Consider the following 11543-nt stretch of genomic DNA (forward strand, 5'->3'; position numbering starts at 1 on the left):
GTTGATATCTTTGGCGTTACCACTAATGCTATTGTCTGCTTGAATGTCAACACCCACTGCATGAATGTTGTTGTTGGCATTAAGCGTAATGTTATTGCCACTGAGGGTTGAGTTAACGGCGGTTTTTTTAATTCTACCTTTTTAATCCTCAGTAGAGCTGTAGAGCGAGCCCATCCCAACCAAACCTGCAAGGGAGAAACTTTTTGTTTTACTGTAAGACTCATTCAGGCTACCATCATAGCCTGCTTGGATGTTGATGTCTTTGGCGCTATCTAGACTGAGTTTTTGTTGTGCTTCTATATTAGAGCCGGTGATGTTGATATCCTCTTTAGTGGTTTTTAGAGTGAGGTTATTGGCACTTAGATTTGAGGCAATATTATTTACAGTGGCTTTGGTGTCAATACTAACACTGCTAGATAAAAAGCCCTTAGAGCTGGCTTTCATTTGAGTGGCTTTGGAGTCTTGAACTGAGGCTATGTTTAGATTATCGCTTTTTATAGTGGCATTATTGGCAGAGACTTTTGAGCCTTGGATGTTGATGTTATTTGCATTAATGTTTAAATCACCAGTTACTTTGATGTGACTGCCTTGGTGCTGAATGCTTTGTGAGTTGGAGTAGTTATCACCACCACCTGCTTTTAGATCGGTGGTGTTTTGCTGGGTCGTGATATTGAGGTTATTGGCTGTAATAGTTAAGTTTTGTGCTTTAATATTACTGGCTGTATTGCTCATATCTTCAGCGTTGATGCTGATGTTTTTGCCTTTGAGGTTTGAAGCCTTGCCAATGGTTGTTGTTGTGTCTCTTTTTTGTGTTGTGGTTTGTTGATTGGCAATATTGGTAAGGGTTTTTGCTGTTAGGTTGAGGTTGTTATTTGCTGTTATATCCCCTGACTGGTTGAAAAGGGTGTTTTGTGCGTTTAGATTGATATTGTTGCCTTTAAGCGCACCGTTTTGATTAGTGATATTGTTAGCACTAATGTGGGTGTCTTTTGCTGAGGTTATATTGCCACTATTGACGATTGTGCCATTGCTGTTGATGGTGATGTTTTGTGCGCTTAAGAACGCTTGAGGTGTTTTGCTTAAATCATCCAGTGTTGCATTGGCTAAATAGAGTCTTGGCATCAGTGCTGTGTATTGTTTGCCATTGAGTTCAACGGTTTGGTTTTCATACCAAACGATGTCTTGAGTTAGAGCCTTGATGGCTGCTTTGCTAAGCGATACACCAAGGGTGATTTCAACGCCTTGGTCGGTTAGTTTTTCATATTCTTCATTGCTTTGATTAAAGAGCCGATCAAAGGTGGCATTCATATCAAAATTTGCATACAGCTGTGCTTTTTTGGTTTGCTCGTTAATTTGTCTTTGCAGTTGTTGATGCTCCCAATAGGCATCGCCTAGGGTAATAGGATTAGACATTGTTGGATCTAAGAATCTAATATTGGGTCTGGCGAATAGGTATTGTGAGGCTTTGAACTGGGTAATATCAACAAATTGATTTCTAGTTTCTATTAGGTAAGGTTGCTTAGCACTAGGTTTTATAACCCTATACTCACCATTTAAGGCAATAGCGCCAATTTGACTATCGGTATCAATATTAGGCTTGATGGTTAATATTGGGTCGTTACTAGCGCCATCTGCGTTTGCAGCAGGTGCGCTCTCAGGTGCTTGTGCGTTAGGTTCGTACTCTGGGTTATCGGTATTATAGCCATTGATAATGGTGGTAGCATTTATGGTTAAATTATTACCTGCACTAATAGCGGCTTTGTTTATACTATAAACTACCTCACTTCTACTATCTACTATGTCAGCGTACTTAGTGCGATAAGCGTATCTTTTACAACCACCACCACTCCACCAGTTTCTTTTCTTTTCACAATATTTTTCTTGCCACATCTTGCCCCACTTGCGATATAGATTGTGGGTATCTATTGAGTCTGTATTATTTTTAAAGGTATTGGTGTTAATCGTAACATCGTTACTAGCAGTGATGATGGAGCTAAGGTTATTGATTTCCTGAGAGGCGGTGATAGTAATATTATTGCCTGCTGATATCAGTGATAACTGTGAGGCAAGAGTGGATACTGCCTCGTCTTGTTCTAGTATTAGCGTTTGATCCATGACATAGTCGCTCTTAACAACCTTCTCATTAACATCATAGCCATAGTAGCCATCATTATCATCTTGCTTGGCATCATAACGATAAGCGGTGTTGTTAAGGGTTTTGGCATTAATGGTGATATTGTTATCAGATTTAATCACGCCTGATTTGTTATTAATGACTAGGTTTAAGTTATTGTTTGTGCCATTATTTGAGTTGTTATTTGAGTTGTTATTTGAGTTGTTATTTAAGTTGTTGTTTGTATCATTAATGAGAATACTGCCCTGTGCAACGATTGAGCTTTTATCGTTTAACAGCTGATTAGCAGCGGTGATATGTAGCTGATTTTTTGCATAAATTAATCCCCCTTGGGTTTGAGCGGTGTTTTGGGTATTGTTTAGCGTGTTGGCTGTGATATTGAGATTAGCACCTGCTGCCAGTTGCCCACCTTGATTGTTAAGCGTATTGGCGCTAATATCCAAGTTGGCTTGGGCAATGGTGTCTTTACCCTCGTTTTGATAGGTTTGATTTGTATTAATAGCAATATTTTGTACCGCTTTTATATCACCTGATTGCGTGATATCTCCACTATGAGAAGTTAGGCTAATGTCTGTTTGTGAGCTCAGGTTTGCTTTTAATACTAGATCACCATCAGCCATGATTTCTAACTTGGATAAGTCGGTGATAATATTGCCACCTGCGGTATTAACGCCTGCACCTTTTTCAGTAACGATGAGTTTAATGCTACCTGCTGAGATATTGGCTAGATGTGAGGCATCAATGCCAAACTCAATAGCAGAGGCGTTGGCATCTGAGCTAACCTCACCAGTCGTGTAGTTATAATAATCATTACCTTGTTTTAAGGCTAGGTCTTGTTTGGCTTGAAGTTCTCCTCTTAGCGCAATGGCTCTTGAGATGATATTAACCTCATCTGTGTTATTGGCATATAAACCAAGCTTGCCAATGACAAAATTAGAAGTTAGGTCATTGTTGATTTTAAAGCCAGTTATTGCACCATCACTCATCCGTGATTGCCCACTCACCATAGTCAGCTTGGAAGTGTTGATAAAACTACAGCCATTACAATCAAAGCCATTAGGATTGGCAATCACCACAGCTGCATCTTGACCAAACACTTCCAAAGCACCGTTTAATACTGAGCGATTAGTAGTGCCTACTTCATTCAGGATAATATCAGCGTTTTGGTTAAGGTTAGGGTTGCCATATACCGCACCACCAAGTTGTGAGGTGCCCATGACTTTTGAGTTGTTGAGTATTGCCCCTTGATTGCCGACATTAAACTTGTTGTAGTGATTGATAGAAACCCCAACAGAGTTGGGGTTTGCAATATTGATTAAATCAACCCCGTTGGCTGTTGTGTCTATAAAAGTTGTTGGGCTTTTGGTGGTGTTTACGACTTGATTGGCGGCGTAGACATTGCTTATGCTGCCTACGCCTATACCTACACCTACACTTAATACAAAAGCGTTTAAGTGGCTGAGGATTAACAACAGGGTGAAAGGCTTTTTGAGTGTGTGCATTTGGTGTTTTGGATTGGTTTTTTTAAAAAGTTTTATTTTAACCCTAAAGAATTCCATTGAGGAGGTAAAATTTCGCTTCTGAAACTGCTTGGTATGTTGAATTATTTGTTATTTTTGTTATTAGTTTACTGGCAGTAGGCTTTTTTTAAGTGTAAGTATAGGTGTTTATCTTAATTGCGTCACTACTCAGGCTAATTTTGGATTGTTTTGATAGTACTAATACAATTCATTGTCTTTGTTTTTTAGTTAGTGTATTGGCAGTTATTTGGATTTTATTTTTCTTCTTTTTATTAAAAAGATTGTTTGAGAGAAAATGGTTAAAAAATTAAAAATTGTTTTTATATCGTTGAGTTTATTGAGTAGTTTTGTTGTTGCTGATATTAATGATGATATTCAAAGAAAGCAAGCGCAGGATAGGCGAGAACTTGAACTTAAGAAATCTTTAAGAGAACAACTTAAACTCAAAACAAAGCAGCAAACAATACTTGAGCAGAAGGTTAAATCCAATATTGCTGAGTCAAATAAATGTGTCAACATTAAACAAATCAACATCTCAAAACAAAGTTTAATAGAGGCTCAATTAATTAACAATCTTAAGCAAGAATACCAAAATAGGTGCCTTGGTGTTAAGCAAATTAATCAGTTGATTAAAGGGTTACAAAATATCTACCAAACTCATGGTTTTGTTACCAGTAAAGTCGGGCTTAGCGTTCCACAAACCAAACTTAAGCAAGGTATCTTAGATATCAGTATTAAAATAGGCTTTATAGATTTAGTCAACTTTAACTCACAAAATATTGATAATACTGCCTTTGTAAAACAGTTAATTTTTGATGACTTGATTAATAAGCCCTTGAATGTCAATGACATCAGCAAGCGTATTGATCATGTTAATCGACTAAATTCTCATCAGGCAAAACTAAACATTAAGCCCAGTAAAAAACAATATCACTCCGAGATTGTTATCAATGATAACAAACAAGATTATCAGCCGTTTAGTGTTACTTTTGATAATTCAGGCTCAAAATCAACAGGTGTTGAGAAGATAAAGCTGAATGCTAATTGGGATGATTTTTTGATTCCGCTGTCCAAATGGACGCTTAATTATGCTTTTCCAGCCCATACAGAAGAAGATAAAAAAGATTCAAATGCCTATACTCTAGATGTGTCTTTTCCTTATAGGGATTATTTGTTTAATTACAACACAACAAAGTCTGATTACAATACCAATCAAATATTAACAACGGGTGATGCTTTCTATTCATTTGGCAACACCACAACCAAAAACTTTTATTTAACAAAATATCTAAACAAGAGCAATGAACAAAATAACAAAATCAAACTGGGGTTAAGTTTAAGTGACGAAGAAAGTTATTCGAAGTTACGAGGCATTATTACTAAAAATAAAGTCGGATCTAGAAAACTCAGTGTTTTGTCTTTAGGGTATGAGCATAGTTTTCAGCTAAGTGATAAATCGACTTTGTATTTAAATCCAAGTATTCATAGAGGTATTGATGCTTTTGATGTGTTAAATGATGATGAGTCTGGGCTAGATACTAAGGCGCAATTTAGTTTACTTAAATTCTATGGTTATTATGCAAAGCCTTTAGAGCTAAGCAAAAAACGATTTAATTTTATGAGCAGCCTCAATATGCAAATCAGTGAAGATGCGTTGTTCGCCGCACAAAGTTTTAGTATTGGTGGGCAGGGTAGTGTTAGAGGTTTTAAAGATGAGTCAATAGCTGCAAAATCAGGGTTCTATATACAAAATAACTTATCAACTAATTTAAATCAATGGTTAGGTAGAACGCAGGATAATAGCAAAATAATTGGCACGATATTTTTTGATTATGGCCGTATTCATTCAAGCTCATCGGATTATCAGTCTTTATCGGGTGCTGGTATTTCAATTAAACTTCAAAATAAAGATATTGATACTGAATTAACAGTGGCTAAAAACTTGAAAAAACCAAATTCTATTAATGAAGATAGTGCGATTTATTTTACGATTAGTTATAAATTTTGAGAGCAGAAATCATCAATAAAATCTCAAACTCACTCTTAGAGGGCTTTATATAAATAGGAATAATCATCAGAAACCCACTTGGCGATTTTTCCAACGACACCCAGCAGTTCTGGAGGGTAAACCCAGCCTTAGCCTTGCTAGGACAAGGTTTAAAAAAATCGCCAAGTGGGCAAAAATTGGCTTTTGCTAATCATCCCTAATTTATGCAAAGGTCTTTATGATATTGTCAATGACATTAATTATGTAATTGCAGTTTTACCAATCTAATTGGATCAAAGATAGAGTTGGTTTAAAGCATTAGATGATAAAATTCTAGAAATTAAAGGTGGTATAAAAAATGATAATAATTCCAGCAATAGATTTAAAAAATGGGCAATGCGTGCGTCTAAGACAAGGTTTAATGGAAGATACGACGGTATTTTCCGATAATCCAGTAGAGATGGCGGCGCAGTGGGTGGCGCAAGGCGCAAGGCGTTTGCATTTGGTAGACCTTAATGGGGCGTTTGAAGGTAAGCCTGTGAATGCAGCTAGTGTGACGCAGATTGTATCGGCATTCCCTGAGTTGCCTGTACAGATTGGCGGCGGTATTCGTAATATGGATATTGCTAATGCGTATATTGAGGCGGGGGTTAGTTATTTGATTATTGGGACAATGGCAGTGACGCATCCTGAGTTTGTATCGCAGTTGTGTCGTGAGTTTCCTGATAAAGTGATTGTGGGCTTGGATGCCAATGATGGCTTGGTGGCGACCCAGGGTTGGGCGCAGAAGACGGATTTGCATGTGGTGGATTTATCGAAAAAATTCGAGCAAGATGGGGTGAATTCGATTGTTTATACTGATATTGCACGAGACGGTATGATGCAAGGGGTGAATGTTGAGGCGACGACGAGTCTTGCTAAGCAAACCTCAATTCCTATTATTGCTTCAGGAGGCATTACCAATATAGAGGATATATCTGGATTGTTGAGCGAGGCACATCACGGCATTATGGGTGCAATTACTGGGCGGGCTATTTATGAAGGTACGCTTGATTTTGCTCAAGCGCAGCAACTTTGTGATGCAAAACAATGAAAATTGAAGTCGCCTATGCATTAGAGAATAAACAAACGCTACTTGTTTTGGAAGTGGATAAGGGTACGACACTTGAGCAGGCGATAGTGTTGTCTGGCATTATGGCGTCTTATCCACAAATCGATTTATCTAAGGATAAGACAGGAATTTTTGGCAAGATTGCTAAATTGGATACTGTTTTGCGTCCAAAAGATAGAGTTGAAATTTATCGACCTTTAATTGCCGACCCAAAGCAAGTGCGTAAAGAGCGTGCCGCACAAGGTAAAAAAATGCGTAGTGGCAAAAAAGCTTGATTTTTGTTACAATAGCAACTTAATGATTACCAAACTTTAAATGAACGAAGAACAACCTCCCTCGACATTGTCTTTTTTGCAAAGATTAAAAAAACGATTTTTTCACATACCACTACGCTCAAGTGATGAATTATTGCAATCCTTAAAAGAGGCTGAACAGAGCCGTGTGATTGATTCACACTCGCGTTCAATTATTGAAGGCACGATGCAGCTTGAGAATATGGAGGTGCGTGATGTTATGGTGCCTAGGTCAAAAATGATATTGATTGACTATCAGGCAAGGACTCAGGATTTGCTTAATATTATGATTGAGTCTGCACATTCTAGATTTCCAATCATTAATAACGAACAACATAAAATCTTAGGAGTTATTTTAGCTAAGGATTTACTGAGTCATTTTGCAGGTGAACAAAAATCTGAGTTTAATTATAAGCAATATTTACGCGATGCTGTTCTAGTGCCAGAAAGTAAAACTTTGGGTGCGTTATTAAGAGATTTTCAGCAAAAAAAATCACACATGGCGATTGTAATAGATGAATATGGTGAGATTGCGGGTTTGGTGACATTAGAAGATGTGTTAGAACAAATTGTGGGTGAAATTGAAGACGAACATGATTTAGAAGAGGATAATATCATTGATTTTAGTGGCGGGCGTTATTTGCTTAAAGGACATACGCCGATTGAAGAATTTAATGAATTTTTTAATATTAAATTGCAGGTGGAGGATGTGGACACTGTGGCAGGTTTGGTTATTGCTGGTTTTACTTATTTGCCAGAGCAGTTGGATGAGATTGATTTGCAAGGGTTTCATTTTAAGGTTTTAAAGGCAGATTCTCGAAGATTGCGTTCATTAGAAGTAACTAGAAATTAATAACAGGTAATTATGTCATCCACAGAGACTTTCACACAACCCTATCACAATTTATGAAACATATAAAACAGCACCTTTCTAGCACCACACAGCAGTCCTCTAGGAGGGCTTATCCATATTCTTCTCATTTTTATATAAAAAATGTACTATCTTCTAATATCCCTTAAACTTATAATAAGATTATGCAAAAATCTCTAGAACAAACTGCACACACAGCAATTGAGCTGTTAAAAAAATACAAAGTTAGTGATTATGAGTTGTTGCTTGACTCAAGCTCAGGTGTTTCTACTGCGGTAAGGTTGGGTGAGGTCGAAACCCTGCAATATCATCTAGATAAAGGTTTTGAAGTCAATGTATTTTTTGGCAAAAAGAAAGGTCATGCATCAAGCGTTGATGTTAGTAAAGACAGCCTTGATAAAACTATTAAATCTGCTTGTCTGATTGCGAAATATACCCAAGATGACCCTTTTAATGGGTTAGCTCCAAAAGCATTAATGGCATTTGATGCGCCCGATTTAGACCTGTATCACCCCTGGGATTTGGATGCACAACACAGTATTGATATTGCTAAAGCTTGTGAGGAAGCGGCGCTCGCACAAGATGAGATTGATAATTCTGAAGGTGCAGAGGTGTCTAGTTTTCAAGGCGAAGGCTTATATGCCAATTCTAACGGTTTGATTATCACGCAAAGTAGCACTCGTCATTCATTAAATTGTGCGCTAATTGCCAAGCGTGATGATGATATGCAAACAGCATATGAATACACAACAGCACTTGATGCAAATACGCTAGAAACGCCACAACTACTTGGTAAAAAAGCAGCAAAACTTGCACAGCAGAAATTGGGTGCGCGTTCGCTCGCTTCACAAAAATGTCCTGTGATTTTTACCCCACGCGTATCTGGTGGCTTGTTTTCACAACTCTTGGGTGCATTGGGTGGCTCTAGGCAATACAAAAAATCTACTTTTTTATTAAACAGTATTGACAAAATTGTTTTGCCAGAAGACATTAGTTTTTGTGAGCATCCTTTTGCTAAAAAGACGCTGGGTGCCAAGGCGATTGACCGCGATGGTGTGCTTAAACGCGAGCAATATTTTATTGAAGATGGTCGTGTTAAAAGTTATATCATGGGGCAATATTCTGCCAATCAATTAGGGCTACAAACCACCGCTAATGCGGGTGGTGTGAGCAACGGTATTGTTGAGTCGAGTTTTAACGGTGGCTTAGATGAGATGATTAAGGTGATGGATAAGGGTTTAATAGTAACAGAATTAATGGGGCAAGGTGTGAACGGTACAACGGGTGATTATTCTCGTGGCGCATTGGGGTTTTGGGTGGAGAATGGTGAAATCCAGTATCCAGTATCAGGGCTTACCATTGCTGGCAACCTTAAAGACATGTTATTGGGTATTGTACATGTGGGTAATGATGTGGACCAGCGCAATAATATTAAAGTTGGTTCTGTACTGATTAATCAAATGACGGTGGCAGGCGAAAGCTAATGGGCAATTTTGATATTGTCATTGTGGGTGGTGGCATGGTTGGGCAAGCATTTGCCTTGTCAATGGTAAAGCGTCATCAAAGCAATCTGAGTATTGCAATTATTGAGCCGAATAACCCAAATCCTGAAGTAAAAGAAAATTTCCATACGCGTGTGAGTGCGATCACCCCAACTTCAGAAACATTTTTAAAAGACATTGGTGTGTGGGATTTAATTCAACGCAAGTACGCTTTTACTGATACTAAAGTATGGGATGAAAATTCGCATGGTGCGCTGGATTTTTCAATAGCAGATGGGGATTTAACGCATTTAGGGCATATCATAGAAAATGACTGCATTCAATTGGCTATGTATACGGCATTGGCTGATACTACAGTAGAATTCATTAGCGCTAAACTTGATGACATTAATAAAACTCAGCAAGGTTATTGTTTGCATTTGGATGATAAACAGCAACTTCAATGCTCGTTATTAATTGGTGCAGATGGTGCGCGTTCTCGTGTTCGAGATTTGGCAGGTATTGAATTTAGTGAAAATGATTATCAGCAAAAAGCCGTTGTTTGCAATATTCGTTCAAACAAAGGTTTTGAGAATACAACTTGGCAGCGGTTTTTGTCTGAAAGCATTATTGCACTATTGCCATTGAGTAAAAATGAAGCATCCATTGTTTGGTCGGCAGAAAAACACCTTGCTGATGAATTATTGGCATTATCGCCTGAGGCGTTTGCTAAGCGACTTTCAGCAGGTGTAGAAGTTCGCTTTGGTGAGTTTGAAATATTGAGTGAGATTCAAGCTTTTCCACTGATTGAGCGAAGTGCTAAAGATTATGTTAAAGAAAATTTAGCACTCATTGGCGATGCGGCGCATAATATCCACCCATTGGCAGGGCAAGGTGTTAATTTAGGTTTTTCTGATGTTGTTGAATTATCACGGCAATTACACACTAACAATAAACTTTTGGGGGGTTATTTGGTTTTACGAAAATATGCCAGAGCCAGAAGATTAGACAATGAACTTATGGCAAAAACTATGAGTGGACTTAATTGGATTTATAAAGAAAACAACGAGCCACTTAGGTGGTTACGAGGCTTTGGTATGAATTTAATCAATGACAATTCAACATTTAAATCATTTTTTCAAAAACACGCTACTGGCAGTCAATAAATCTTAGTTGGAGTAATGATTGTATCAAGTGCCACATCCCAAGACTGACTGTCAATCTTAGCAACTTGTTGACAATCAAAAGCCAGTCCATAGAGTTTTGGGCTGTTGTAGTTTGTTTGGTTTTTTTTAAAAGACAAAGCACGATCGTAGAAGCCACCACCCATGCCAATACGGTTTTTATTCTTATCAAAACCCACCAATGGTATAAAGATAACATCCAGTTGTTTAGTGTTTAATACCTCAGTAGCAACGGGTTCATCAATACCGAATTTGTTTTTTTTAAATTCATTACCAATTTTTGCAAATTTAAGACTTTTGCCGACTAATATCGGTAAATAGATACTAACACCTTGTTTTTCTAAGAAATTATGAATATATTTTGGGCTGATTTCACCATCGTTTTCTAAATAAAGGGCGATTTTTTGTCCATTTTGAATATTGCTTATTTTTTGCATTTGATGCAATATTTTTCTGGCAGACTGTGCTCGCTCGCTCGCTGTGATGGCGCGCCGTTGTTGTCTTAAAAGTTGGCGGGTTGCTTGCATTTTGAGATTATAACATGAATACATTAAAACGCCCAAGCAGAGCTTAGGCGTTAGGGTGAAATTAGAGTGTCTATCACCCTGCGGGCTTTAAACCTGAACCATATGGTTCAAGGCGGAAGTTTGAAGTTTGCCGCAGGCTTCCCACTTCAAGGTGGGCTTGCACAATAGCAACCTATCGCATTTCCTTATTTGTTTATTTATCAGCTCAGGGGACAAAAGCCAAACGCAAACATAATAGACAGTTACTATTATCGCTGTTTTGGCGTATCAATAAACATTTTTTTGCATTTTTAGTAAATAGTCAACCCTTAAAAACCACACAACAAATTGATTTATAACAATAAAACCAACAATAACCCTAGACAAATCAACCAACTTTTGCTAAAATACCTCTTATTTCTTGGTCGTTTTGCTTAAAAAAATGTTAACTAAATC

8 protein-coding genes and 1 other RNA gene are annotated in these 11543 nt (G+C 37.7%); 6 read left to right on the top strand and 3 right to left on the bottom strand.

Annotation, left to right across the window (positions count from 1 at the left end; genetic code table 11):
• Positions 1 to 141: 141 nt before the first annotated feature.
• Positions 142 to 3636 carry a two-partner secretion domain-containing protein gene (locus BHECKSOX2_RS00095; RefSeq protein ID WP_180323585.1) on the bottom strand — a complete coding sequence of 1165 codons (3495 nt, stop codon included), beginning with the start codon at positions 3634 to 3636 and terminating at the stop codon, positions 142 to 144.
• 313 nt (positions 3637 to 3949) lie between these two features.
• Between BHECKSOX2_RS00095 and BHECKSOX2_RS00100 the strand changes: the two genes are divergently transcribed.
• From BHECKSOX2_RS00100 to BHECKSOX2_RS00125, 6 genes are all read left to right on the top strand, one after another.
• Positions 3950 to 5662: a ShlB/FhaC/HecB family hemolysin secretion/activation protein gene (locus BHECKSOX2_RS00100; RefSeq protein WP_139681957.1), complete on the top strand. Its 1713-nt coding sequence runs from the start codon at positions 3950 to 3952 to the stop codon at positions 5660 to 5662.
• Between the two features lie 337 nt (positions 5663 to 5999).
• Positions 6000 to 6734: a 1-(5-phosphoribosyl)-5-[(5-phosphoribosylamino)methylideneamino]imidazole-4-carboxamide isomerase gene (gene hisA, locus BHECKSOX2_RS00105; RefSeq protein WP_139681958.1), complete on the top strand. Its 735-nt coding sequence runs from the start codon at positions 6000 to 6002 to the stop codon at positions 6732 to 6734.
• Positions 6731 to 7027: an RnfH family protein gene (locus BHECKSOX2_RS00110; RefSeq protein ID WP_139681959.1), complete on the top strand. Its 297-nt coding sequence runs from the start codon at positions 6731 to 6733 to the stop codon at positions 7025 to 7027. The genes hisA and BHECKSOX2_RS00110 overlap by 4 nt, the downstream gene beginning before the upstream one ends.
• A gap of 40 nt (positions 7028 to 7067) precedes the next feature.
• Positions 7068 to 7898, top strand: coding sequence for a CorC family transporter (locus BHECKSOX2_RS00115; protein WP_139681960.1), 831 nt, complete (start codon positions 7068 to 7070; stop codon positions 7896 to 7898).
• Between the two features lie 182 nt (positions 7899 to 8080).
• Positions 8081 to 9400 carry a metalloprotease PmbA gene (gene pmbA, locus BHECKSOX2_RS00120; protein ID WP_139681961.1) on the top strand — a complete coding sequence of 440 codons (1320 nt, stop codon included), beginning with the start codon at positions 8081 to 8083 and terminating at the stop codon, positions 9398 to 9400.
• Complete coding sequence (locus BHECKSOX2_RS00125; protein WP_139681962.1) at positions 9400 to 10563, top strand: UbiH/UbiF/VisC/COQ6 family ubiquinone biosynthesis hydroxylase; 1164 nt, start codon at positions 9400 to 9402, stop codon at positions 10561 to 10563. Before pmbA ends, BHECKSOX2_RS00125 begins: the two co-directional genes overlap by 1 nt.
• On the opposite strand, the gene BHECKSOX2_RS00130 is transcribed toward BHECKSOX2_RS00125, so the two are convergent.
• Together BHECKSOX2_RS00130 and ssrS are read right to left on the bottom strand one after the other, a co-directional pair.
• On the bottom strand, positions 10557 to 11132 hold the full coding sequence (locus tag BHECKSOX2_RS00130; RefSeq protein WP_342589258.1) for a 5-formyltetrahydrofolate cyclo-ligase: 576 nt from the start codon (positions 11130 to 11132) through the stop codon (positions 10557 to 10559). The two genes, BHECKSOX2_RS00125 and BHECKSOX2_RS00130, sit on opposite strands and share 7 nt — an antisense overlap.
• A 39-nt stretch (positions 11133 to 11171) precedes the next feature.
• Positions 11172 to 11352, bottom strand: a non-coding RNA gene (ssrS, locus tag BHECKSOX2_RS00135) — 6S RNA.
• Between the last annotated feature and the right edge of the window lie 191 nt (positions 11353 to 11543).

It is taken from the genome of thiotrophic endosymbiont of Bathymodiolus puteoserpentis (Logatchev), from assembly GCF_900127505.1.
In the GTDB taxonomy this organism is placed as follows: domain Bacteria; phylum Pseudomonadota; class Gammaproteobacteria; order PS1; family Pseudothioglobaceae; genus Thiodubiliella.